25 protein-coding genes and 1 pseudogene are annotated in these 22,883 nt (G+C 47.9%); 11 read left to right on the top strand and 15 right to left on the bottom strand.

Annotation, left to right across the window (positions count from 1 at the left end; translation table 11 throughout):
- Positions 1–81: 81 nt before the first annotated feature.
- The 3 genes from ACH10T_RS04670 to ACH10T_RS04680 all read right to left on the bottom strand — a co-directional run bounded on the left by ACH10T_RS04670 (position 82) and on the right by ACH10T_RS04680 (position 1,120).
- Positions 82–270, bottom strand: a complete 189-nt coding sequence (locus tag ACH10T_RS04670; RefSeq protein ID WP_394808161.1) for a hypothetical protein — start codon at positions 268–270, stop codon at positions 82–84.
- A 23-nt stretch (positions 271–293) separates the two neighbouring features.
- Complete coding sequence (locus tag ACH10T_RS04675) at positions 294–899, bottom strand: LexA family protein (RefSeq protein ID WP_394808162.1); 606 nt, start codon at positions 897–899, stop codon at positions 294–296.
- Positions 900–991: 92 nt separating this feature from the next.
- Entirely contained in the window at positions 992–1,120 is a 129-nt protein-coding gene (locus ACH10T_RS04680) for a hypothetical protein (protein WP_394808163.1), read from the bottom strand.
- Positions 1,121–1,449: 329 nt separating this feature from the next.
- On the opposite strand from ACH10T_RS04680, the pseudogene ACH10T_RS04685 reads away from it, so the two are divergent.
- Positions 1,450–2,184, top strand: a pseudogene (locus tag ACH10T_RS04685) (DUF547 domain-containing protein).
- Between the two features lie 209 nt (positions 2,185–2,393).
- Positions 2,394–3,254: a hypothetical protein gene (locus ACH10T_RS04690; RefSeq protein ID WP_394808164.1), complete on the top strand. Its 861-nt coding sequence runs from the start codon at positions 2,394–2,396 to the stop codon at positions 3,252–3,254.
- A gap of 70 nt (positions 3,255–3,324) precedes the next feature.
- Here the strand turns inward: ACH10T_RS04690 and ACH10T_RS04695 are convergent, their stop codons facing one another.
- The 6 genes from ACH10T_RS04695 to ACH10T_RS04720 form a co-directional block, all read right to left on the bottom strand.
- Positions 3,325–3,975, bottom strand: coding sequence for a hypothetical protein (locus ACH10T_RS04695; RefSeq protein ID WP_394808165.1), 651 nt, complete (start codon positions 3,973–3,975; stop codon positions 3,325–3,327).
- A gap of 213 nt (positions 3,976–4,188) precedes the next feature.
- Positions 4,189–4,551, bottom strand: a complete 363-nt coding sequence (locus ACH10T_RS04700; RefSeq protein ID WP_394808166.1) for a hypothetical protein — start codon at positions 4,549–4,551, stop codon at positions 4,189–4,191.
- On the bottom strand, positions 4,548–4,766 hold the full coding sequence (locus tag ACH10T_RS04705; protein WP_394808167.1) for a hypothetical protein: 219 nt from the start codon (positions 4,764–4,766) through the stop codon (positions 4,548–4,550). The genes ACH10T_RS04700 and ACH10T_RS04705 overlap by 4 nt, the downstream gene beginning before the upstream one ends.
- Positions 4,763–5,197, bottom strand: a complete 435-nt coding sequence (locus ACH10T_RS04710; RefSeq protein ID WP_394808168.1) for a VOC family protein — start codon at positions 5,195–5,197, stop codon at positions 4,763–4,765. Before ACH10T_RS04710 ends, ACH10T_RS04705 begins: the two co-directional genes overlap by 4 nt.
- Before the next feature lie 161 nt (positions 5,198–5,358).
- A complete protein-coding gene (locus ACH10T_RS04715) occupies positions 5,359–5,646 on the bottom strand; it encodes a hypothetical protein (RefSeq protein WP_394808169.1) in 288 nt (95 codons plus the stop codon).
- Positions 5,603–7,159, bottom strand: a complete 1,557-nt coding sequence (locus ACH10T_RS04720; protein WP_394808170.1) for a cytochrome C — start codon at positions 7,157–7,159, stop codon at positions 5,603–5,605. Before ACH10T_RS04720 ends, ACH10T_RS04715 begins: the two co-directional genes overlap by 44 nt.
- A gap of 296 nt (positions 7,160–7,455) precedes the next feature.
- Between ACH10T_RS04720 and ACH10T_RS04725 the strand changes: the two genes are divergently transcribed.
- The 4 genes from ACH10T_RS04725 (at position 7,456) to ACH10T_RS04740 (ending at position 9,382) form a co-directional block, all read left to right on the top strand.
- Entirely contained in the window at positions 7,456–7,734 is a 279-nt protein-coding gene (locus tag ACH10T_RS04725) for a CsbD family protein (protein ID WP_394808171.1), read from the top strand.
- Between the two features lie 94 nt (positions 7,735–7,828).
- Complete coding sequence (locus ACH10T_RS04730) at positions 7,829–8,080, top strand: BolA family protein (RefSeq protein ID WP_394808172.1); 252 nt, start codon at positions 7,829–7,831, stop codon at positions 8,078–8,080.
- A gap of 167 nt (positions 8,081–8,247) precedes the next feature.
- Positions 8,248–8,718, top strand: coding sequence for a bacterioferritin (locus tag ACH10T_RS04735; protein WP_394808173.1), 471 nt, complete (start codon positions 8,248–8,250; stop codon positions 8,716–8,718).
- A 133-nt stretch (positions 8,719–8,851) separates the two neighbouring features.
- The gene (locus tag ACH10T_RS04740) at positions 8,852–9,382 is read left to right on the top strand and encodes a peroxiredoxin (protein ID WP_394808174.1); all 531 of its coding nucleotides are present in this window, start codon (positions 8,852–8,854) and stop codon (positions 9,380–9,382) included.
- A gap of 20 nt (positions 9,383–9,402) precedes the next feature.
- On the opposite strand, the gene ACH10T_RS04745 is transcribed toward ACH10T_RS04740, so the two are convergent.
- On the bottom strand, positions 9,403–10,140 hold the full coding sequence (locus tag ACH10T_RS04745) for a Crp/Fnr family transcriptional regulator (RefSeq protein ID WP_394808175.1): 738 nt from the start codon (positions 10,138–10,140) through the stop codon (positions 9,403–9,405).
- A gap of 270 nt (positions 10,141–10,410) precedes the next feature.
- Between ACH10T_RS04745 and ACH10T_RS04750 the strand changes: the two genes are divergently transcribed.
- The 5 genes from ACH10T_RS04750 (at position 10,411) to ACH10T_RS04770 (ending at position 14,467) form a co-directional block, all read left to right on the top strand.
- A complete protein-coding gene (locus ACH10T_RS04750) occupies positions 10,411–10,740 on the top strand; it encodes a four-helix bundle copper-binding protein (protein ID WP_394808176.1) in 330 nt (109 codons plus the stop codon).
- 145 nt (positions 10,741–10,885) lie between these two features.
- Positions 10,886–12,247 carry a cytochrome B6 gene (locus ACH10T_RS04755; protein ID WP_394808177.1) on the top strand — a complete coding sequence of 454 codons (1,362 nt, stop codon included), beginning with the start codon at positions 10,886–10,888 and terminating at the stop codon, positions 12,245–12,247.
- A gap of 21 nt (positions 12,248–12,268) precedes the next feature.
- Positions 12,269–12,523: a hypothetical protein gene (locus ACH10T_RS04760; RefSeq protein WP_394808178.1), complete on the top strand. Its 255-nt coding sequence runs from the start codon at positions 12,269–12,271 to the stop codon at positions 12,521–12,523.
- Positions 12,524–12,589: 66 nt separating this feature from the next.
- A complete protein-coding gene (locus ACH10T_RS04765) occupies positions 12,590–13,000 on the top strand; it encodes a low affinity iron permease family protein (RefSeq protein WP_394808179.1) in 411 nt (136 codons plus the stop codon).
- Between the two features lie 51 nt (positions 13,001–13,051).
- On the top strand, positions 13,052–14,467 hold the full coding sequence (locus tag ACH10T_RS04770) for a dihydrolipoyl dehydrogenase (RefSeq protein ID WP_394808180.1): 1,416 nt from the start codon (positions 13,052–13,054) through the stop codon (positions 14,465–14,467).
- Between the two features lie 58 nt (positions 14,468–14,525).
- On the opposite strand, the gene glgA is transcribed toward ACH10T_RS04770, so the two are convergent.
- The 5 genes from glgA to glgC all read right to left on the bottom strand — a co-directional run bounded on the left by glgA (position 14,526) and on the right by glgC (position 22,878).
- Positions 14,526–16,001, bottom strand: coding sequence for a glycogen synthase GlgA (gene glgA, locus ACH10T_RS04775; RefSeq protein ID WP_394808181.1), 1,476 nt, complete (start codon positions 15,999–16,001; stop codon positions 14,526–14,528).
- 11 nt (positions 16,002–16,012) lie between these two features.
- Positions 16,013–17,647, bottom strand: a complete 1,635-nt coding sequence (gene pgi / locus ACH10T_RS04780) for a glucose-6-phosphate isomerase (protein ID WP_394808182.1) — start codon at positions 17,645–17,647, stop codon at positions 16,013–16,015.
- Between the two features lie 73 nt (positions 17,648–17,720).
- Positions 17,721–19,733: an alpha-amylase/4-alpha-glucanotransferase domain-containing protein gene (locus tag ACH10T_RS04785; protein WP_394808183.1), complete on the bottom strand. Its 2,013-nt coding sequence runs from the start codon at positions 19,731–19,733 to the stop codon at positions 17,721–17,723.
- Between the two features lie 89 nt (positions 19,734–19,822).
- Positions 19,823–21,526 (bottom strand): glycoside hydrolase, encoded by a 1,704-nt coding sequence (locus tag ACH10T_RS04790; RefSeq protein ID WP_394808184.1) that lies wholly within the window; start codon positions 21,524–21,526, stop codon positions 19,823–19,825.
- Between the two features lie 35 nt (positions 21,527–21,561).
- The gene (gene glgC, locus ACH10T_RS04795; RefSeq protein WP_394808185.1) at positions 21,562–22,878 is read right to left on the bottom strand and encodes a glucose-1-phosphate adenylyltransferase; all 1,317 of its coding nucleotides are present in this window, start codon (positions 22,876–22,878) and stop codon (positions 21,562–21,564) included.
- Between the last annotated feature and the right edge of the window lie 5 nt (positions 22,879–22,883).

Consider the following 22,883-nt stretch of genomic DNA (forward strand, 5'->3'; position numbering starts at 1 on the left):
CAATAACGCTGTTAAGTTCGGATGCCAGTCTAATCGTGTGCCCCTCCCCATACGGGCATTGACTTGATCAATCGCACGGTATCATTTGTCTGCATTGGCAGCGTCGTCAAGCCATTTGCATAAGCCAGATAGCACCACAGCCGGTTTGTCTTCCAACTTAGTATTAATTATTCGTTCGCAACTAGCATGGAAGTTATTCACATCAATTAGCGGGATAGAACGGGTAGGCATAGCAATGCGGCGTGATGATTTCAAAATTCTTTCTGCCATATTATGAGCCAGCAGCAACTTACTCACTTGAAACGACGGAATGATCCTGTCACTACACCAAAAATCTCAAACTGCATATCTGGACGAATGTAAATGGGTTTGTACGCACCTGATGAGTTGGCTGGCATAAGCCTCGGCATTTTGTTTGCCCCGTAATCAAAGATTTTAATGGTGAATTCACGGTCAACCACTGCAAGCACAATGTCACCGATGCCTGGTGTCTTTGATCTATCTACCACAACTTTATCGTCTGGCAGTAAACCGACATCAATCATCGAATCTCCCTTAATCGTAACGAAGAACGTCGATGCCGCATGATCGATCAGAAATTCACTGACATCGAGGCTTTTCTCGATATGATCATCAGCCGGACTGGGAAAACCTGCCGCCACTTTGGTGGAAAAGAGCGGTAGCAAGGTCGGTTGATCGCTAATGGCGGGAATAAGAAACTCATCCACATTTGATTCTTCATCACTGGGATCTGTTCTTTTACGCTGGTATGCGTCAAGAAAATTTTTGATGGTAGCTCCCTGACTTTGCGGTATGCGTATTGAAACAGTCGGCTCGCCAAATTTTCCCTGGCCGCGTGGTCTTCCCGCATTTTCTCTTTTCCCGCCACGATTTGACATATTTGAATGACTCCATAATTGATACTTGAGCAGTATTCAAACATGCCATGCATCGCAATGTCAACTCTGTTTTTCACCTCTCATGCGGGCAATCAAAAGACTGCCCACTCTTCTCTACATATTTCATCCACAAGTTGCTGTTGTGGTGTAGAAAAAACAATACCTTGTTCAGTTTCTTCATTCAGTCCTGATTCAGATTGACCACTGTACAGTGATTCCATTAGGAATCCACTCGGAATGAATAACTGAAAGGAGAAGCAAAATGGGTGCCCCAAAAAATAGACCATTCTTCTGCAAGATATGGAATATTTGTTCGAGATGCTATCTATGGTCCATGCTTTTTACTTTAATTTGCCTGGTAATAAAGGCTTTGTTTTCATCACAGTGCCAAAACCCACTGCAAGTAACTTCGATTTGATGTCAGGAGATTACTTTGAATATCTTTAAACATTCACTACTAATATTACTGTTGTGGCTTACTTCGAGCACAGTTTCAGCGGCACGATTCGATCATGCCATTTGGGATGATTTGTTACGTCAACATGTTTATATGGTGAATCAAGGAAAAGCCGGTGTTGTGGATTACTTCAATTTTTCTGCACATCGCGGTCAGTTAAGCAGATATTTGTCTCAGTTATCGCAAGTCAAAAACAGCGAATTTTCAGATTGGGATAAATCCGAACAGCTTGCTTTCTTAATTAATGCCTACAACGCGTTTACGATAGACATGATTTTTAGGACTCAATCAACATTTCCCCAGGATCGATACTATAAGCCACGTAATATTCGTGACAAATTACAGCTCATTTCCCGGATAAAGAATCAGTAAAGAATTAACTTTATTCCACTATTGGGTAAAATTATTTCATTAAGCGCGCTTGAAGATGATTTTATTCGTAGGCCTGGAAATTATGATGAACCACGCATTCATTTCGCACTCAATCGTGCTTCCATCGATTACCCGGCATTACGCAATCGGGCATATAGCGGAATCGACTTAGAGCAGCAATTAGAATTAGCAACACGCCCTTTCTTGTCAGATCGATCACGCAATCGATTGGACGAAGTGACTGGGAAACTTGAAGTTTCTGAGCTCTTTGATTGGTACGAGAGAGATTTTGAGCGCGGTTGGCAAGGCTGGCCTAACCTGTCGCAATTCTTTACCCAATATCGCGATAGCCTTGCCGACACTGCGCATGCAAAAGAATTGCTTGCTACAGACAATTTTTATATTCGGTTTCTTGAGTTTAATTGGATTCTCAATGAAAAGCTTAGAACACGATAAATCCATAATCCTAACCTTGAACATAATCAACTTAGTCAGAAATCGTTAACAATCTATCCGGTTTTGTCAGATACCACTGCCTTGTGATAGCGCAGAAAAAACAGCACCACGATCACACCTCGCTTCATTCAGTACTGATTCAAATTGACCACTGTACAGTGATCCCATCAGGAATCCATTCGAAACGAACTACTGAAAGGAGAAGCAAAATGAGCACCACAAAAACCAAGCTATTCTTCTGCGAGATAAGGGATATTTGTTCGAGACGCGATCAATGGTTCATGCCTTTTTCTTTTAATTTGTCGGGCAATAAAGAAGGGCTGCTGCTACTGCTCATAGCCATTTTGCTACTGGCGGGTTGTAAAACAGTACCAATCCAGGATAGAAATTTTGCTGAAAGGGACGGTTTTCTGGAACAAAGTGAAAATACAGGTTTTCGTATTCATCACAACGCCGGTACTGACAATGGAATCATCGGTTCCATGTACGCATCGGGCAAAAGCGCTTTACTCAATGGCGCGCAAGTAAAGATTTCTGCGAAGGTAAAGAATCATTCGTTTGTGAGCACGGGACCTCAAAGCAGTGCGCGCGTTGAATTCAAAGCATCGGATTCATCCTGCCTGATACGCGTCGATCGGTTTAATGTGGGTAATGCTTATGCGGACACATCGGATTGCCAGCAAAATATTGAAACCCTACATGCGAGGATACAAGCCAAGGACGCTATTCTGCATATCAGTGTGTCGCAGCATCAAACAGAAGTCTTGGTACTCAGCGGCGCGATCAAGGTAATATTGCTGGAAGATGCAACGCAATCCATTGACGTCAGAGCAGACCAAGGAGTTATTATTACCCATGAGGTTATCGGTCGTCCTTATCCGGTTACTCCGGACGAAGTCTGGCAACGCATACGCTGGAGAGGCGATTTCCAGCTCTATAAAACAGTCATTGATTGGAATAAAGTCATCGCAGTCGCTGTTGTTGTTGTCATCGTCGCTGCTGCGATATTACTCAGTAGAGGTCATGGTGGTGGCGGTCATGGCGGTGGGTTTCCTAGACATCCTAGATAGCGATCATGTGTCTCATGGACAGTGTATATCCATTTCTTTGTTCGCGACTCCCAACGTTCGAGTTATGTGTCTAAATGCCACCGAAGAGCTTTCCGCCGAGAGCAAAGGCGCCGGCAACGAGCACTGCGACCGTACCAAGCAAACTCCACAACTGGCTCGGTTTCATGCTTCCCACAAGCTCACCAACTGTGAGTTCTGATGGATTCTTCGGAACACTTGCGCTGGTAAGCGGACGCTTCACTAGCTTCTGCTTCCAGCTGGAGAGTACGCCATTAAACTCTGTAGTCGCCAGCGCCGACGGGTCTGGCTTCACAGATTGGATGTACCAGTCATGGCCACGCTCCAAGAGGCCTTCGTTCTTGATCCCCTGCTCTACGATCACCAATAGCGGATGGCCCCGGCTGTAGGCCATTGCGGCTTCGATCTGATTCCACGGAGTTGCAAGTTTGACATCTACTAGGGGCGACTCTTTCGGTCCCCCCCGCTTGTCGGCACCGACTGGAAAGTACATTCGCTCAAGGGCGATAACTACAGTTCCGGAGCAACTGTCCAAGAGTTGCGTCACTGTCTTGAGGGGCGAATCGGCACTGAACGTATTTCGTCCAGCCGTGTGGGGAATGAGCCCTTCGCTTCGAAGCCGATCTTCAACGGCGCGAACAAAAGTCTCTTGCTGCTCCGTCGCTGTTCCACCAACGCTGACGAACACATTAAGTTCACTCATTGCCACTACTCCTCAGGGGGCACGTAAGACACCCAACTAGAATTAGACATCCGAAATGACGCAATATATTACGTCACAAATGAAATCTATCACGGTAAGCTTCATGCTATGTTCTTATGTTTTATGACAATTTATCAATTTAGCTTTCATGATAACAAATTTTTTTAGATCCGTAATGAGCGGTTTTTATGGATTTTTACTGCAAGCCGACGTTCAAAAAACCATCGCATGATCCACCAAATATCTACCATCTTGATGTACAAGCACCATTTCCGCGACGAATTCCCCTGGCACTTTCGTGAACGATTGTTTCCACACAATGACCGCTGACTCCGGGCGTCTGAAGACAGCAACCGGGACGCGGTTAGAAAAATAGCCTTTTTCGGCTTGGTACTGCTGGCAGACGTGTTGAAAATACACCGGGGTAACGATGGCTTTCATCCGGCCAGTAAAATCCTGGACATGCCTGGCATAGTCGAGTTGGGTTGAGGCATCCATCAAGTTGTCCTTGATCGGGTTGGCGATGTCCCATAGCTGTTGTTCGGTCATCTGGTCGAAGCGGATGAGGGGTGTCATTTCGGTTCGCTCCCGGCTCCGGATTGCTGCTTGTACGCTTCATACGAAGTGCTGGTGCTCGATAAGCAGCGACTGCGTTCCTGTTGATCCATCAGGCGATTACATTCATTCCGCTGCCACGCCTGCCCAGTATTGTAGAGTTGTTGGGTGGTGCAGCCGGTTCCGGTTATCAGTGCCGTCGCTGCGATGCCAATGATCGAGATACGTGATTTCATTCGGTGCATTCAGTGGTGACGACATTGATCATCCAACTGATACCGAAACGGTCGGTGAGCATGCCGAAGCGTGGTGACCAGAATGTTTTGGCTAGCGGCATTTGTACTTGGCCGCCGTCGGATAGCGCGGTGAAGAAGCAGTCCGCTTCGGCTTCCGTTGCAACCGCAATCGACAGCGAGAATCCGCTGTAGCGTTGCCCTTCTTCGCAACCGTCCGAAGCCATCAGCACGTTGTCGCCGATGCGGAAACCGGCGTGCATCACTTTATTTTCAAATCCTGGTGGCAGCATCCCCGGCGGTGTCGGTTCTGGGCTGTCTTTGAAGCGCATTAGCATGTCAATTTGTGCGCCGAGCGCGGTGCGATAGAATTCGAGCGCCTCTTCGCAGCGGCCGCCGAACATTAAGTAAGGTTGAATCAGTGTGTTTGGCATGATGATTCCTTGTGTTAAGAAACCGCTGAGTAATCCTCATTTGTCATTCCGAACACGGTGAGGAATCCTTGCAATCAACACGATAGATTTCTCGCTACGCTCGAAATGACAGTGACCCGAAGATTCCTCAGTGGATGAATAATTTGCGTCCTGTCAAAAAATTACAACGTCTTCATGTACTCAATAATCGCCCAAGCGCCTTGTTTGTCACCGGACCAGTTGAGGCGATAAGTTTTTTTACCTTCCACAATGTCTTTGTCATGGCCTTTATTGCTCAAAGCGGGAATTGCATTGGCCTGGAATGGGTAACCTTCGTTTTGGCCGGTTGCCTGTTGCGGATCCCAAGAAAAGCCGAGAAACTTTTGGTCATAGTCCAAGCGGCTTTTGATAAAGCTGGCAGGACGCTCATCCGGTACTAGTAAGTGATAAACAGTCGGTACGGGTACCATTATGCAGATACGGTGCTTGCGCCCAGATGCCGCTTAACGGGAGGGCATTGTAGCCGTGGTGTTCGTCTTTGGGTGACATCAGCAGGTCTTTCTTGCCGGTTAACGAAACGCCATCAAATTCAGCACAAGGTTTAATCGCTTTTCCGCCTAGATTGACCGTCGTATCCGGTGAACAATTGTCATAAAGCGTTTTGCGGGCGGCATAATTTAACAGCGCACCGACCACGTAAGCCCGTTTCATGCTGGTGCCGAGAGTGTCGTACACTTTGCCGTTTTTGGGTTGATGGCAATCGGCGCAATGTTCGGCAAATAACGTTTCTCCTTGTTTGGCCAGCTTGATATCCACAGCGAAAGGGTAGGGAGTGGCTGGTAAGCCATTTAGTAGTTCCTCGGTAAAGACAGCGTTACGCACATCAGTTTTTTCCAAACCCAAGGTCAACATAGCGATCAGGTTGCGGTATAAGGGCATAGGCACATTGCCGTTCCACTGGCCGCCACCATTAATGAGTCTTTTATGGCTTTCATCCCAACTGGCGCGCCGTTTGTCCTGTTCCCATACCGACATGAAATCAGTAATACCGGGTTCCGGGGGTAAGCTGATACCGGCAAACCATTTTAGTATCGGGATGCTGCGCAAACCAATATAACCATTGACAGCACTCAAACCGGTGGCGTCGGCCATGCCAGGAAAACCTGCAACCATGGCGGATTCAAAACCCGCATAGTTTTTTGCGACCAATGCGCTGAAACCGTCATATTCGGCTTCTGCCCGTTGCGCGAATTTCTGGATTGTTTGCGCAGCATTTTTCTTGAAGAGCGCGATCTGGGCGGCTTCGTAGTCAGCGTCAAAGTTTCTGCCGGCAGATTGATAATTGCTATAAAAATAATTTAGATTCTGTTGATGCGTTGTATCCAACGCGCTCAGTAACTTTTGTGTTAGCAACTGGTATTTATTGTCGCCGGTTTCACCCGCATAGGCTTTTTGTAAGGTTTGATACAGTCTGACGCGGAACTGCACAATGTTGAATGTGGCATTCGACCCGCCATCCAGGTAATCGATTTGGCCGTTTTCCAGCCGCACGCGGCCAATATGGCAGGCGCCGCACGTAAACGAAGCGTAGTCGATGTTGCCTTGCGCTTCACTTCGGGATAATCCGCTAAAACCAACACCGCGTGCAACCGGATAAGATTTCTGCCGCTCATCGATAAACAAACCCACGGCATCGAGAAAATTTTCCTCACTGCCCCAGAGTTCCGGCGCCAGCTTAGGCAATAGCTTCAACGCAATGTAGGGAATACCGTCCACTTCGCTAAAAGCAAAATTGGAGAACCAATCATAAGCGGTTTGATGAGACTGAATATAATCGGCTTTTTCCTGAGATTTTTTGGTTTGAGCCTGCAGCCAATTATCCGGGACTGCATTGACAAAAGCGGGGAGCGATGGTGCTTCTAGTGGATGAGAACTACAGGCTACAAGGGTGATGGCGAACAAAGCGGCAATAGTGACTTTCATAGAAACTCCTTATCCTGTGTTGTGTAGTGATAATACCATTGCTATACAACGATCTTCTCAATGCGGATTGATTGTAGCATAGCTTTGATACGGCTCATTGTGAGTGGATTAGCCGGTGCTTCTGATTTTATCCTGCGTTTATGTGTGTTACTGCACAGAACTGATTCACTGATGGTTGTAATGTAGCCTCCAAGCGGTGGAGTATGTAATTCACGCTTTGGTCGCAGCTATTCGGTTGTGGCCGAACGGTTTTCAGGAGAGACTCCTGATTACAATTATTTTTACAGGAAAAAAACATGCAACCTAATAAAATGGAATTTACTCAGTTAGTTGTCGTCATCGCATTGACCTTCTGCACAGCCGGCGTTTATGCGCAAAAAAGCCATGTGCCAGCGCCGATAAATAAAGACCAAGTAGAAGGCCGTTCCGGTGAAGCCGAAGGCAAGGCCAAGGAAGCCACCGGCGTGATACTGGATGACAAAAATATGCAGACAGAAGGCAATGTGCAAAAAAATGTCGGCAAAGCCCAGAAAGGTTATGGTGATCTGAAACAAGATATTGAGCAAGGCAAATAACACGAGCAAAGCTGAACTGGGCAGGCGAATCGAGGTAGACTAACAAACTCTGTTTGTTAGGATCCGAGAGGGGTGATATGAGAGTGACCGTACTATGAAAGTTAAAAATTCGATCGAAACCAAACTACAATTACTGCAACCGCAGTTTCTGGAAGTGGTTAATGAAAGTGATAAGCACAATGTACCGGAAGGATCCGAATCCCATTTCAAGGTGACGATCGTTTCCGATGGGTTTCATGGAAAAATGCTTATAGCGCGTCATCGAATGGTTAATGAAATCCTGGCTGATGAGCTGGCGCAGTCTATTCATGCGCTTGTTCTGCATACATGGACAATGGAAGAATGATTTGAAAAGCATGGAGTACGCAACGATTCGCCGCCATGCCTGGGGGGGTCCAAATCCTAATAACCCCGGATTTAATCAATTGACATCAATGACTCGAGCTTTCCGCCCATTTACGGAGTAGCCGGATTAACCCACGAGCTGTTAGAACTAAGTAAAGGAGAAATCTAATGAACGAGAAATTTGACAAACCAGCGGTGCTGAACTGCCTCAGCAAGATCCTCGAACTTGAATTGGCTGGTGTGGTGCGGTACACCCACTATGCTTTCATGATCTATGGTTACAATCGTATTCCAATTGTCTCCTGGTTGCAGGAACAAGCGGACGAATCCTTGATTCATGCGCGAGCAGCAGGCGAGATGATCACCTACCTGGGGGCGCATCCGTCCTTGGCAATCGGCCCTTTACTGGAAACTCATCAACATGATATTGGCGACATACTGCGTGAATCTCTGGAACATGAGCGTGCGGCGCTGGCGGTGTACAAAGAGTTGTTGTCCCTGGTGGATGATAAGTTCGTGATGCTTGAAGAGTACGCGCGCCGGATGATTGCTGCGGAAGAGATGCACCAGGGTGATGTGGATAAAATGTTGCGACGGCCGGGTGCTGTGGAGACTTTTTCAGAGACAAAAGCGGTTTAATCGGAATACGGCAACAGACTGGCGCGAGTTTCGCCGATTTTTGCTTTTCTTTAGGACGGGTAGGATGAGTCCCGGATACCCGCTCATTCAGTGTAGTAGTTGAGAGATAGCGCAATAAAACGAGGAGGCAATCATGACAGAGCAATGGCAAGTCCCCAGTGCAACTTTTAAAACGCGCGTGCGCGATGAATCGATAGGTGGCGATAATCCATTTCGCTGGCAGGATGTTACAACGGACGATATTTTTAAGAATAAGCAAATTGTATTATTCGCGTTACCCGGCGCATACACCCCGACGTGTACTACTGCACATTTGCCCGGTTACGAGAAGCACTATGATGATTTCAAAACGTTGGGTATTGATGAGGTGATTTGCTTGTCGGTGAACGATGCATTTGTTATGTATCAATGGCGTAAACATTTGGGAGTCGAGAAAATATTTATGCTGCCCGATGGCAATGCCGAGTTCACTCGCAAGATGGGAATGCTTGTAGATAAATCGAACTTAGGATTCGGCATGCGTTCCTGGCGCTATTCCATGGTTGTTCAGGATAAGCAGATCGAGAAAATGTTCGTTGAGCCAGGTTTTTCAGACAATTGCCCTACGGATCCTTATGAGATTTCAGGCGCTGATTCTATGCTGAAGTACCTGAAGCCTCGATAAGGATTGCTGGCAAAGTGTCATTACGAGTCATGCTGGGAAATATATTTTCCCAGTATCCTTTCGTACTGATCCTTAACAACCTCGTAACACTCACACGCGGCTACCAGCAGACCCTTTCGATCAAGCAATTCTATTTTGCCGCGAGTATATTTGATAAGCCCTTCGTCCTGAAGTTGTGCGGCCGCAGCGGAAACGCTTTCACGGCGCACACCCAGTATGTTGGAGATGCGGCCGTGCGTCATATGAATGGTTGTTGTTTGCAGATTGTCGTTAATGATCAGCAGAAGCCGGCATAGCTGTTGTTCGATAGAATGCAGACGATTACAGATCACATTCTGAGAGATTTGGGCAAGCAACGTCTGTGTATAAAGCATACAGATGCCCTGAAAATCCGGTATTTCCTCAAAAAATTTTTCAACATCTTTGGCCTTCATCACATAGGCCTGCCCGGGATTCATGACAACGGCCCGTTTAGCCATTCGGGCATCGCCGATAAAAGTGACAATGCCAACCATACCCAGCCTACCAGTCATTCCAACTTCGATCGATTCGCCATCTTCTGTTTCATAGAGCAAACAGATCATGGCGCTAGTGGGAAAATAGATATGTTTGCGCTGTTCGTCCATTTCCCATAGGACTTCATCGAGTTTCAGATCGACTAGTTTTAGCGAAGGCTCAATCGTGTCGAATACGCTTTTCGGCAAGGCTGCCAGAAGCAGATTCTGTATTTTGGAGGAGGCTTTTTCTACCTTGGGCATAATGGTTATCCAAATTATTCCGGCCTTGACCTGCATCGTCAATTCGTCTGGAAGTCGTTGATGTTTTAAGAAAATCGTTTGACAGTCTAGATGTTAGCATAAATCTGTTTGATCGCTCAAAGTGCGATAGCGTACAGACGCTTCTTTTCGCGCCCCGTATCTTTTGTGTAATTGCAATTCATGTCTGTAGCTTTCTTTCAAGCAAGCTGAATGGATGCAAGTCGCTTCGTACATCACCTTACTGGAGAATACAACATGAACGATACCAACATGCAGGCGTGCATAGATGCATGTAGTCACTGTCACGAAACCTGCTTGCATACCGCGATGACCCATTGTCTTGTGGTAGGCGGCAAACACGTCGAAGCCAGTCATTTTCGCCTTATGATTAACTGTGCAGAAATCTGCCAAGCATCGACTAACTTTATGTTAAGCGGCTCGGCCTTTCATCAGAAGGTTTGTGCAGTCTGTGCCGAGATCTGCGATGCCTGCGCCAAGAGCTGCGAGGAGATCGGTGGTATGGAAGATTGCGTCAAGGCCTGTCGCGAATGCGCGGAGAGCTGTCGTAAAATTGCTGCCACCACGCTTAAGCTGAATTGAGGAACGAAATCCAACGATAACCTTCCCTCTACGGTTTTAATATTTTATTTGAATCACGACAGGTGGGTAGGTAGGTAGTTTTTCAACAGCCTGCTAATGCCAGGATTATGAGATGTATTGCAAACGGGAAGAAGGAAGGAAAATTATGAACTCAAGAATCCGTATTTATTGGTCTTCGGCTATGTTGGCCGCCACCTTACTTATCTGTGGCGCTGTAGCGATTGCCGCCGAAGAAGATTTCGCCACGCTAGTCAAACGCCTCCAGAATGAGAAGCCGGAATTCGCCAAACGCCATCAAGCATTACTCTTGGAGCGTTATGATCTTGTTGATCGTCCAGCCCAGGACGTTACTATGTCCAATGGAAAACCGGTGCAGGAGGGCGTGCGTGCGCGTTTGCCCTCAGGCATGACCTGGGAGAAACTCGCCGCCATGACACCGGAAGATATCAAGAGCAAAAATCTCTGGCCTGCTGGTTTTCTTCCTTTGCCACATCCGCATCACGAAGCAGGTGGTATGGTTTTTCCGCAGCCGCTCATTGACGAAACTAAGCGTCAGACTGGACTCGATCTGATGCGTTTTGACCTCGATTTCGATCTTCCGCAACATCTACTACCCGAATTTCCAGCCCCTATTTATTTGACGACGCGGCCGGATTTAGGCGACGTTTCGCAAGGGAAATTGGTGACGCTCAGAAACTTCAATGAATTGTTCAAAGATATTCTTAATCCCAAACAACTCGAAGGATTACGGTTGCTGGTTACGCCGTTTCCCCAGCAGCAGTTCAATGCCACTGAAGACCGCCGCAGTTTGCTTGCGCATCAGGGCGTAGCTTGCTTCGATTGTCATGCAAACGGTCATACGAACGCGGCTACACATACGGCCGGAGATGCTCGGCCCAACGAATATCGTCATCGGTTAGACACACCCACGCTAAGGGGTGTGAACATTCAGCGTCTGTTCGGTTCGCAGCGGGCACTGAAAAGTGTGGAAGATTTCACAGAATTTGAGCAACGCGCTGCCTATTTTGATGGTATCCCGGCTGATGCGTCGCGCAAAGGCACCAACATCCTCGAACGTGGCAGTCAGGTGCATTTCATGGCAGAGTTTCAGGCACTGCTCGACTTTCCGCCCGCGCCGAAGCTGAATATCTTGGGTAAACTTGATCCTGCTAAATCCAATGAAAAAGAGCGGCGCGGCCAGGAGATCTTCTTCGGCAAGGGTCAGTGCGCGACTTGCCATACCCCGCCATACTACACCGACAACCTCATGCACAACTTGAAGGTCGAGCGGTTTTTCAAGGAGATCACGATTAACGGCCGCAAAGCATCAGCCGACGGTCCGATCAAGACTTTCCCGCTACGCGGCATCAAAGACTCACCACCGTATCTGCATGACGACCGACTGCTAACGCTGGAGGACACGGTGGAATTTTTCAATCTCGTGTTGGAGTTGAAGCTGAATGAACAGGAGAAGAAGGATCTTTTAGCCTTCATGCGGACGCTTTAAGCCGTCCTTTTAGTCAAAGCTATGGATTATCTACATCAACTCCAGTGGCCTGCAATGGTCGTTACAATAACCGCCGTATGGCTGATTGCTTCCCAGGACAAGCGCAGGCGTAAATTCGGTTTCTGGTGTTCTCTACTCAGCAACTTTCTTTGGCTAGTCTGGGGATGGCATGCCCATGCGCATGCGCTCGTTGTCTTGCAGATTGCATTGGCATTTCTGAACATTCGAGGTGCGAGCAAGAATGAACCAGAATTAAACGCCAAGTCAGAGGTGTAGCGCTTTATAAGGGTATTACACCGCTCTTCCAACGCCGGTTAAGTGCCGAAGGAGAAATGTTGTCGTATGCGTAGCGCTATCTGGTACTCCCGGTTTGCAAAGGCGGCGGCCCATTTCTGCGGCCGTCCGCGTGTATTCACTTTAGCTGTCGCAATCATTGTTGTCTGGGTCATCACAGGCCCAATGTTTGGTTTCAGTGACACATGGCAGTTGGTCATCAACACAGGGACTACGATCGTCACGTTCTTGATGGTCTTCTTGATCCAGAATACACAGAATCGCGATACCGAGGCGATCCAGGTAAAGCTGGATGAATTGATCCGTGCGACTCAGGGTGCGCACAACGCTTTGCTTGATCTGGAGGAACTTGAAGAAGAAAATCTCGATGCTTTCAAAGCAAAGTACCAGGCACTTGCCGCTGGAGCACGTACTGATTTGGATTTAGGAAATCAAGATACGGGAACACCGGAACCATGAACTACAAACGGGCACAGTACTGAATTGCCGTTATCATCGGAGGAAACTGCTATGAATGAAATGCTGGATGTGATTATTGTTGGAGCGGGTAGCGCAGGTTTGGCCGCGCTGCGAGAGGTAAGAAAATACACGCAACGCTTTGTGATTATTAATGACGGGCCCTGGGGCACTATCTGTGCGCGGGTGGGTTGTATGCCATCCAAGACGCTGATCGAAGCAGCCAATGCCTTTCATCGTCGCAATACTTTTGAAGAATTCGGTATTCGCGGTGCCGATCAGCTCACGCTTGATATTCCTGCCGTGCTGCGGCGTGTGCGGCGGTTGCGTGATGATTTTGTTGCCAGTACAGTAAAAACGACAGAAGAATTGGGCGAAAGAGCCATTTCCGGGCGTGTGCGTCTGCTTGCGCCGGATAGATTGGAAGTCAATGGTGAGGAATTGCGTGCGCACAAAATTATTATTGCTACCGGATCGAGTCCGATTGTACCTGCGCCCTGGAATTCATTGGGGAATCGGCTGCTTACGACGGATACCTTGTTTGAGCAGGAGACTCTGCCCGCACGCATGGCAGTAGTAGGAATGGGGCCTATCGGTGCCGAGATGGCGCAGGCGCTTTCCCGGCTTGGTATTAAAGTGGTGGCATTTGGCGGTAGCCAAGCGATCGCTGGATTAACAGACCCGGAAGTGATTGCAGTGGCGACAGATCTATTAGGGAGCGAATTCCCTCTGCATCTGGGTGAGAAAGCCGAGTTGAGCAGAGTGGGCGAAGGCGTGCAGGTACGTGCCGGAAAGATAGAATTGGTGGTCGATTGTGTGCTTGCTGCATTGGGGCGTCGTCCGAATATCGACAATCTGGGTCTCGAGGCACTGGGAGTCCCGCTCGATCAACACGGCATGCCGCCTGTAAATCCAGGTACCATGCAAGTGGCCGATCTGCCGGTATTCATGGCGGGTGACGCGAATGACCAAGTGCCGCTGCTGCATGAAGCGGCCGATGAAGGATACATCGCTGGGCTTAATGCCACGCGCCCTAATCCGATTTGTTTTACACGCCGGACACCACTGGCTATCGTTTTCTCTGACCCGAACATTGCAGTCGTAGGCAGTCGCTTTCAGGCACTCGATCCTGCAAAGATTCTAGTTGGAGAGGTGCATTTTGACCGCCAGGGACGGGCGCGTGCCGGCCAGCGGAACAAGGGCATTCAGCGTCTTTATGCCGATGCGGTAAGCGGCCGGTTATTGGGTGCGGAAATGTGCGCACCTGCTGGCGAACATATGGCACATTTGCTGGCACTGGCTATTGATCGCTCGCTTACGGTGCAGCAGTTGCTGCGTCTGCCGTTTTATCATCCGGTTCTGGAAGAAGGCTTGCGCACGGCACTGCGTGCTCTGGCGGCGCAACTTCCTGACGTCAACGAATCCGATCTATCCATGTGCGGTGCTTTTAATGTGGAAGCGCTTGATTGATAGCTGTCTTGTACTGCATGCGTTGATGGCATTATTACGAGTAGTCAGGATCCTGGGATCAGGATAACAACGACAAATAGATTTCCCGGTAAGCCGCTGCGCTGGCGTGCCAACTGAAATCTTTTGCCATACCGTTTTTCTGCAAGCGCTGCCAGATTTTTTTATTATGATAAGCGAGCGCTGCACGTTTTATCGTGCTCAGCAGATTGTCGGCGGTCATTGGGTAAAATAAAAAGCCACTGGCACTTCCGTCGGCAAGCTTTGCCGGTGTGTAATTCACCACCGTATCCAACAGACCGCCGGTGGCATGGGCTATTGGCGGTGTGCCGTAATGCTGACTATACATTTGATTCAAACCGCATGGTTCAAAACGCGATGGCATCAGGAAGCAATCTGCGCCTGCTTCAATTAAATGCGATAAGGCTTCATTAAAACCGATACGGACAGCTATTGCATCGGGATAAGCTTGAGTCAATGTGGATAATTGGTGTTCCAGTTCAGCATGATCGCTACCGAGCACAACCAGTTGAGCGGGTATTTTTACCAGTTGGGATGCGATCTGTACCAACAGATCAGTACCTTTCTGGTGATTCAAACGGCTGACTACACCGAATAATGGGATATCGGCATCAACCGCTAACCCCATCTGCTGCTGTAAAGCGCTTTTGTTCGCGGCTTTATCGGATAGTTTCTTGCTGGTATAGTTTTTCACCAAATGAGGATCTGTAGCAGGATCCCATTCCCGGGTATCGATGCCATTGATAATGCCGGTGAGATGGCGGCGGCGTGTGGACAGTAATCCTTGCAAGCCAAAACCCAATGGTTCGGTTTGAATTTCCTCTGCATAATTGGGGCTGACTGTGGTGATATGATCGGCATAATAGAGTCCTGCTTTGAGAAATGACATGTTGGCATAATATTCAACACCGTTGACATCGAAACTCTCCGGAGGCAATCCCAACTGGATAACACTGCCGGGTGGAAAGATACCCTGAAATGCGAGGTTGTGGATCGTCATCAGTGTGGCCGCTTTTTTCCCAAGATGATAATGCAGATAAGCGGGGGTGAGGCCACTTTGCCAATCATTACAATGCGCAATATGCGGGCGCCAGGCAATTGGACTGGCGTCGCTGGATAGAATGGCGCCAACTTTCGACAGTAAGCCAAAACGTAATGCATTATCCGGCCAGTCGCGTCCAAGCGTGTCCATATAAGGGCCGCCTTCGCGGTGATATAACCCTGGACAGTCAATCACAAAGACTGGAATTTTTTCAGACTTGCTCAGTGATAATCGCGCTGAGAGCAGTGTGGCGGGCGGAAATTGTGGCAAGGTATTGAACTCGGCTACCTTGGATTTGTATTTAACACCGGCCAAAACTTTCGGGTACCCCGGTAGCAAAAGCCTTACATCGTTTTGCAGCGACCGCAGCGCCGCCGGCAGTGCGGCACTGACATCGCCCAGGCCACCGGTTTTGCACAACGGAAAAACTTCGGAAGTAATAAACAGAACACGGAGTTCTTGGGATGACGGCATGGGGAGTATGTTTACTGATTCGCTTTGAAATAATTGATCAAGCCGTTAGTGGATGCGTCGTGAGAAACCACTGCTATGTCTTGCTCCAGTTCGGTCAGGATTTTTCCGGCCAGCTGTTTACCCAGTTCCACACCCCATTGGTCAAAAGGATTGATGTTCCAGATCACGCTTTGGACAAAAACCTTATGCTCATACAGTGCAATAAGCGCGCCCAACGTTTTTGGGTTGAGTTTTTTGAACAAAATGGAAGTAGTTGGACGATTTCCGGGAAAAACTTTATGCGGTAATAGCTGTTCAAGGGGCTCACCGCTCAACCCTTGTGATACTAGTTCAGTACGCACTTCCTGTTCATTCTTACCAGCCATCAATGCCTCAGTCTGGGCAAAGAGATTGGCCAATAACATACGGTGGTGTTGTGTCATCGGATGATGGCTTTGGCAAGGGGCCAGGAAATCAATCGGAACGGTTTGTGTCCCTTGATGCAATAGCTGGTAGAAAGCATGTTGCCCGTTGGTTCCCGGTTCACCCCAAACGACTGATCCGGTCGCATAGTCGACGACTTCTCCATCACGGGTAACCCGTTTGCCATTACTCTCCATTTCCAATTGTTGTAAATAGGCAGGGAAGCGGTGCATGGATTGATCGTACGGCAGCACTGCATGCGCTGACGTACCGAAAAAATTAATTTGCCAGATACCTATCAGACCCAGCATAACCGGAAGATTCTCTGCGAACGGGGCTGTGGAAAAATGTTGATCCATTTCGTGGGCGCCCGCAAGCAACGAATAAAAATTATCCATGCCGATGGCCAAAGCAATCGGTAGACCAATCGCTGACCATAATGAGTAGCGTCCACCCACCCAATCCCAGAACTCAAACATATTGTCGGGATTAATACCGAATTTTTCCACGGCAGAACGATTGGTCGAAACTGCGACGAAATGCAGCGCGATATCTTTTTCACTGCCGCCATGAGTCAGAAACCATTTTCGCGCAGAATTTGCATTAGTGAGCGTTTCTTGTGTGGTGAAAGTTTTTGAGGCAATCACAAACAATGTTGTGGCTGGGTCAAGATGCTGCAACGTTTCGGATAATTGAGTGCCATCAATGTTTGAAACAAAGTGCGGCGTGATACCGTTTAATTGATACGGTTTGAGCGCTTCGGTCACCATCACCGGTCCGAGATCCGAGCCACCGATACCAATATTAACGATATCGGTAAAAATTTCCCCCGTATAGCCTCTGCGCGCACCGCTGTGTACGGCGATCGAAAAGTGCTCCATTTGTTTCAATACCCGCTTAATCTCAGGCATGATCGCGACACCATCCACTGCAATGGCCTGTTCGCCACGTAGGGCAATATGCAGTGCGGCACGGTGTTCCGTTGAATTGATCTTCTCTCCCGAGAACATGTGCGTAATCCAGCTGGGCAGTTCTTGTTGATGAGCCAGCGCCAGCAGTAAATCTATCGTTTCACGAGTGATTGGCTGTTTCGAAAAATCGATCAGAATATCGTTGAAAACGAGAGAAAATTTTTCAAAGCGCTGCGGATCGTTGTGGAATAACGCACGCAAATGTTGCCGTGCCATGATAGGTTGATGTGCTTGTAAGGCAAGCCAAGCAGGTGATTGAGTAAGAAATGACATAGGTTTGTTTTAATCGCTGAGGATCATGAATCTAAAGTGGGTAATCGCTGGATTAGTTTCTCATACCGCACGGCTAAATTTCCCTTGCATTGATTTCCAGTGTGATAACCAATTCTTGTGCCGTGATTGGCCATTCCAGCAAGAGCGTAGTTGCCTGCATAATTTTCTCAAATCCGCTCTCGGATTGTGATACCGAGAAGTGCGGTTGTGCAATAAACGTCACCGGGGAGGAGGTTTTGAGCACAATACTGCCGCCTAGCGTATCATCGTCCAGTGTTATTTCAGTCAAACCAGTCAGCTCAAGGACTTGTCCGAAACCGCCGGGAATTTCTCCCCGGTAAATGTAACGTCCGCCCATGCCGTCGCAGCTGGGCATCGCGAGATTAATTTCGGTACTGAACGCTTGTGCCATTTTGGCGGTAAAACGATAGGCGACTTGTAGTTGATTATTGTCAAGTATGATGTGTTTGTGAATCGGATACGCGGTGTTTTCGGATTGAAAGTGGTTATTTTCAAGTGCTGCAGCTTTGGATTGATAAGTGATAAACGTTCCATCCAGACGATCTACGAACAAACTTCTGGGGTGGTCGTCCGCTTCGATATCTTCTGCATTAATTTCGTGTTTATAGCTGATTCTGTCATGCGCCGAAGCAATCCCCGGGGCGGCATGATTGGATACCTGACGCTCACCCGGCTGAATTTTCTGGTAATAGTGCTCGACCTGGCAACGCAGTGTATCGCCAAAATTATGTTTCAGCCGGTAAGCATCCAATTCACAAATACTGGCAAAACTATCCAGTTTTATGACCGCTTGAAGTATGCCATTCTGGCGATAAGCTTCTTTCACGCCATCCAGATCGGTATCTTCGGTATGAGAAATTGGACGTGGCATGAGGGCATCCAACAATGCTTCCAGCTCAACGAGCGCTCCGTACACAGCGCGTCGCAGATGCGGAAGATACAAACCACCGAACAAGCCATGCCAATAAGCATCATTGGCCTGGGATTCATAGAGCTTTTGTTGCATCAAGTTCGTACGATGTTTTTCCGGCAATGCGTTTAATCGCGTAGAAAGCCCTAACATGCGCTTGTGCATCCAGTTCGATTCAGGGTAACGTGAAAAAAAGTTTTTCCAGATACCGCCGCGCAAGAATGCTTTTTTGTGTTCATACCAGCCACTTGACTTGGCCTGTTGGACCAGGTCTGCGTAGGTATTAGCAGATTGTGCAGGCAGCGTCCATTCATTCATTTCAATATAAGATACTGTGGGTAGATAGACTATGCCCCGCGTTTTTTCACTGGCATGGTATTCGCTGTAGTGCCGGGTACAAATTTTTGTTGATGCGAGCACGCTTTGGATAAATTGCTCAAGCCAGCCTTTTTCATAGACCCACTGGTAGGTTTCCGGCCAGATGCCAAATTTCTCAATGTCATCAAAATAAATCGCGGCGGCGCTGGAATGTGATGAATGATTATCTGCCAATGATTCCAGATAAGCGATCGTTTCCTCAACGGGGGAAAACGGAATTTTATAGCGTAGATTTTCAGAAATCGGGAACAAGTCGAGTGTTCGTGTATCTTCCTCGGTGGTGAAAAAACCATTTAATTCCGCAGGTGCTCTGCCGGCACAGAGAAAATGGTAGTCATCGACAATCACATAACGGATTCCGCAATCCGCGAGTGCCGGGACTACGGTTGATTCCCACACGCGTTCTGTCAACCATGCACCTTGCGGGCGTTGCCCTAGCTTTGCTGCCAGTTTGTTGGAGAAGGTTTGAATTTGTCCGATCCGGTCACGGTTTGGAATAACCGCCAGAACCGGTTCAGTATCGCCCGCGCCGAACAACTCGACTTGTTTCCGCATAACCATCTCACGGAGTAACGCCATATCTTCGGGATAATGTTGCATCAAGTAATCAAGCAGCCAGCCGGAAAAGTGGACTGCAAAACGAAAGTCCGGGTAGCGATAGAGTACTTGTAGAAAAGGTTTGTAACAACGCAAGTGTGCGTCAGTCAGTACGCTGGGAAAGTTGCCGACGGGTTGATGTGCGTGAACACCAAAAAGTAGCGATACAGGTTGTGACATTCAATTATTCCGGTAATCGTTTTAAAAACCTGGGCAACTGAAAACCCAATCTCAATCGCTGCGCAATGCAGCTTGAAATCAATCAGGTGTTATGAAGATCGCCGCATGGCGCCGCTTGCTTCCGTTTGTTCATTCCCTTTGCTAATGGGTTCAAGTATTGTTGCAGGTGTTGGCAGTTTAAGTAAAAGATAAAGATTAATCAGATTCTTTCTGAACAGCTGATCGAAACTGGCCACCGAATGCGCTGGATTGTAATCACCAAACCACCAGAACCAGTCGGAGCTTTCACAAGATGCCAGTTGCCGGCTGGCTAGGATTTTTTCTTCATCAGTCAGCTGGCCGCTCTGCATCACCAGATCAAAACTATTTTTGGCCGCACAAAGCATGTCCCAGGCGCAATTTTTTTCCTTGTCACCAATCCACGTGGAAAATGTTCCATATACCCAGCTACCGGCAGCCAGTGCTGGTAATGTCGTTATATTATCTTTATTTTCAGCGCGGGCAATATAGTCACGATACGTTGTGGTGCGGATAAACGGGTGGTTGTCGAGTAAACTGTAGAGATCGTCAAGAAAATAAAATCCGTTGTAAGGATAGGATTCCCAAGCATTTTCTCCATCCAGGATGATGCTGACAACCGGGTTTTTCTCAGCCGGTGTGTTATGGTAAATACGTTCTAGAGATTGTATAAAATTTTCCGCCGCATCGCGTCCAAACCATTTGGAATATTCAAAACCGATCAAATCGGATAAATGATCATCACGAAAAAAACAAGTGACTTGCTCTGCCTCTCCGGCTATCCGATAGGGGTGATATAAATAACTATTGCGATCCAGCAAGGACGCACCCGGGTAAGCGGCGCGCAGGCTATTCACCAGAACACCTTCCCCACTGGCGCTCCAATGGCAATTCTGCTCTGTCAGAATTTTTAATAAGGTGTTTGATATGGCGCCTTCAGCAGGCCAGATACCGGAAGGCTTCTCGTTAAAACGCTGTGTGTGACTGGTGATTGCTGAGGACAGATGAAATGCGACACGGCCACGTCCGCCTGGATAAATATCATGCGCCGGTAAGGTGACATCGGGTTGACTGTCCCGGGCGGAAGAAAAATCTATCATCAGCGGAGCAAGCGGATGATAATGTGGCGTGGTGGATAATTCAATTTGACCCGACTCAGAGAGTTTGCGGTAGCGTGGAATCAAATTCTGGATCAGTTCACCGATCAGATTGAACAATTGCAGCCGATCCGCATGCGAGAATCCATCACTTTTTGCCATCAACTGCATCACGAATTGGTTATTCCGGCGCACACTTTCACCCATCCAGGCCAAGTGATACCACACCAGCAGATCGGCCAGATATTGCCCGGAGAAATAGGTTAATTCCCGCTCGCCGCGCTGACTCAGAGTGTTATAGAGCTCATGCAGGCGCTTATAGGCGGGATAAGGTTTCAGCATCGTTTCATGATTGCTGAGAAAGCAGCTGTCGAACAAATATAGCCGATCCTGCATAGTGATGTGTTCGAGATCGGGTTCAGCTAACAGACGCAGCAGAGGACTACGTGTCTGTCCTATGGAAAACTGTTCAGTGAAATCTTCCAATTGATCCAGCAGTACCGGGACAAAATTGATTACCGCTTTGGTTCCCGGATGCATCTCCAGGTGATAGGCCATATCGGTATAATCTTTGATGGCATGCAGGTAAACCCACGGTAAAACGAATTCTTTGGTTACATAATCCCGGTAATCCGGTTGATGCATGTGCCATAACACGACAAGGTTTAATTGCTTCATGTAAAAATGAGAATACTTATAAAAATTTTCTGTAGTTAACGCACATGATGAACATTCTGCCCTAACATTTCCGGTGTAATCAATGTGATGCCTTTCTCAGTCACATAGAATCGTTTGCGATCTTCCTCGGCATCATATCCCGCTACCAGTCTTTCAGGGATGATACATTGTTTTTCCACGACGACACGTCGTAGACGGGCATATCGGCCTATTTCAACATTGGGTAGTATGACGGAATCTTCGACACTGCTATAGCTGCGCACTTTTACATTGGAAAAAAGCAGAGAACGGCGCACCGTCGCACCGCTGATAATGCAACCGCCTGACACGGAAGAATCCAGTGCTTGACCACGGCGATCTTCATCATCAAAAACGAATTTGGCTGGCGGTAACTGTTCTTGGTGCGTCCAAATCGGCCAATCTTCATCGTAGAGGTTGAGTTCCGGGGTCACTGTGGTCAGATCAAAATTAGCTTCCCAATAAGCATCCACCGTTCCCACATCGCGCCAGTAAGGTATTCCTGATGCCATATTCACGCAACTGTTTAAAAAACGGTGTGCAAATACACGATAACGAGGCACCATATAGGGAATCAGGTCTTTACCAAAGTCATGCGACGACTCATTAATTTTACTGTCACGAATTAATTGCTCATAAAGGAACGCGGCATTAAAAACATAGATTCCCATACTTGCCAGTGCTTTTTGGGATTGACCGGGAATCGGTGCTGGATTTTCTGGTTTTTCAGCAAAACTGGTTACCTGCCATTCATCGTTCACACCCATGACACCAAAAGCACTGGCTTCTTGCAGTGGGATTTCGAGACAGGCCACGGTCATGTCAGCCCCTTTCTCTAGATGCTCAGCCAATAATTTGCTGTAATCCATTTTGTAAATATGATCTCCGCCCAGGATGAGGACATACTTTGGATCATGGCGTAGCAGGATGTCGAGATTTTGGAAAACCGCGTCGGCTGTTCCTTGATACCAGGTTTCTGTGGTCCGTTGCTGCGCGGGTAGCAGTTCGACAAATTCTTTAAAGCGCCCATCGAGAAAGCTCCAGCCGTGCTGGATATGACGGATCAGGCTCTGTGACTTGTATTGCGTAACCACGCCGATACGCCGGACACCCGAATTAACACAGTTGGAAAGCGGGAAATCAATGATACGAAATTTTCCGCCAAAAGGGACTGCCGGTTTGGCGCGCCAATCCGTCAATTGATGCAAACGACTGCCCCGCCCGCCGGCTAATATCAATGCAAGCGTATTGTGCGTCACACTGCTGTGGAATCGTGTGCTGGTTGTGGATTCTGCTTGGGATTTGTTCGCATACATCCGTTCTTTATTTTCCATAGCGA

Source organism: Nitrosomonas sp., assembly GCF_043753625.1.
Classification (GTDB): Bacteria; Pseudomonadota; Gammaproteobacteria; order Burkholderiales; family Nitrosomonadaceae; genus Nitrosomonas.

What these genes read in the sequence shown, in the direction of transcription:
- ACH10T_RS04670 (WP_394808161.1), bottom strand. Translation starts at nt 270, where the DNA reads ATGGCAGAAAGAATTTTGAAATCATCACGCCGCATTGCTATGCCTACC.
- ACH10T_RS04675 (WP_394808162.1), bottom strand. Translation starts at nt 899, where the DNA reads ATGTCAAATCGTGGCGGGAAAAGAGAAAATGCGGGAAGACCACGCGGC.
- ACH10T_RS04680 (WP_394808163.1), bottom strand. Translation starts at nt 1,120, where the DNA reads ATGGAATCACTGTACAGTGGTCAATCTGAATCAGGACTGAATGAAGAA.
- ACH10T_RS04690 (WP_394808164.1), top strand. Translation starts at nt 2,394, where the DNA reads ATGAGCACCACAAAAACCAAGCTATTCTTCTGCGAGATAAGGGATATT.
- ACH10T_RS04695 (WP_394808165.1), bottom strand. Translation starts at nt 3,975, where the DNA reads ATGAGTGAACTTAATGTGTTCGTCAGCGTTGGTGGAACAGCGACGGAG.
- ACH10T_RS04700 (WP_394808166.1), bottom strand. Translation starts at nt 4,551, where the DNA reads ATGACACCCCTCATCCGCTTCGACCAGATGACCGAACAACAGCTATGG.
- ACH10T_RS04705 (WP_394808167.1), bottom strand. Translation starts at nt 4,766, where the DNA reads ATGAAATCACGTATCTCGATCATTGGCATCGCAGCGACGGCACTGATA.
- ACH10T_RS04710 (WP_394808168.1), bottom strand. Translation starts at nt 5,197, where the DNA reads ATGCCAAACACACTGATTCAACCTTACTTAATGTTCGGCGGCCGCTGC.
- ACH10T_RS04715 (WP_394808169.1), bottom strand. Translation starts at nt 5,646, where the DNA reads ATGGTACCCGTACCGACTGTTTATCACTTACTAGTACCGGATGAGCGT.
- ACH10T_RS04720 (WP_394808170.1), bottom strand. Translation starts at nt 7,159, where the DNA reads ATGAAAGTCACTATTGCCGCTTTGTTCGCCATCACCCTTGTAGCCTGT.
- ACH10T_RS04725 (WP_394808171.1), top strand. Translation starts at nt 7,456, where the DNA reads ATGCAACCTAATAAAATGGAATTTACTCAGTTAGTTGTCGTCATCGCA.
- ACH10T_RS04730 (WP_394808172.1), top strand. Translation starts at nt 7,829, where the DNA reads ATGAAAGTTAAAAATTCGATCGAAACCAAACTACAATTACTGCAACCG.
- ACH10T_RS04735 (WP_394808173.1), top strand. Translation starts at nt 8,248, where the DNA reads ATGAACGAGAAATTTGACAAACCAGCGGTGCTGAACTGCCTCAGCAAG.
- ACH10T_RS04740 (WP_394808174.1), top strand. Translation starts at nt 8,852, where the DNA reads ATGACAGAGCAATGGCAAGTCCCCAGTGCAACTTTTAAAACGCGCGTG.
- ACH10T_RS04745 (WP_394808175.1), bottom strand. Translation starts at nt 10,140, where the DNA reads ATGCCCAAGGTAGAAAAAGCCTCCTCCAAAATACAGAATCTGCTTCTG.
- ACH10T_RS04750 (WP_394808176.1), top strand. Translation starts at nt 10,411, where the DNA reads ATGCAGGCGTGCATAGATGCATGTAGTCACTGTCACGAAACCTGCTTG.
- ACH10T_RS04755 (WP_394808177.1), top strand. Translation starts at nt 10,886, where the DNA reads ATGAACTCAAGAATCCGTATTTATTGGTCTTCGGCTATGTTGGCCGCC.
- ACH10T_RS04760 (WP_394808178.1), top strand. Translation starts at nt 12,269, where the DNA reads ATGGATTATCTACATCAACTCCAGTGGCCTGCAATGGTCGTTACAATA.
- ACH10T_RS04765 (WP_394808179.1), top strand. Translation starts at nt 12,590, where the DNA reads ATGCGTAGCGCTATCTGGTACTCCCGGTTTGCAAAGGCGGCGGCCCAT.
- ACH10T_RS04770 (WP_394808180.1), top strand. Translation starts at nt 13,052, where the DNA reads ATGAATGAAATGCTGGATGTGATTATTGTTGGAGCGGGTAGCGCAGGT.
- glgA (WP_394808181.1), bottom strand. Translation starts at nt 16,001, where the DNA reads ATGCCGTCATCCCAAGAACTCCGTGTTCTGTTTATTACTTCCGAAGTT.
- pgi (WP_394808182.1), bottom strand. Translation starts at nt 17,647, where the DNA reads ATGTCATTTCTTACTCAATCACCTGCTTGGCTTGCCTTACAAGCACAT.
- ACH10T_RS04785 (WP_394808183.1), bottom strand. Translation starts at nt 19,733, where the DNA reads ATGTCACAACCTGTATCGCTACTTTTTGGTGTTCACGCACATCAACCC.
- ACH10T_RS04790 (WP_394808184.1), bottom strand. Translation starts at nt 21,526, where the DNA reads ATGAAGCAATTAAACCTTGTCGTGTTATGGCACATGCATCAACCGGAT.
- glgC (WP_394808185.1), bottom strand. Translation starts at nt 22,878, where the DNA reads ATGGAAAATAAAGAACGGATGTATGCGAACAAATCCCAAGCAGAATCC.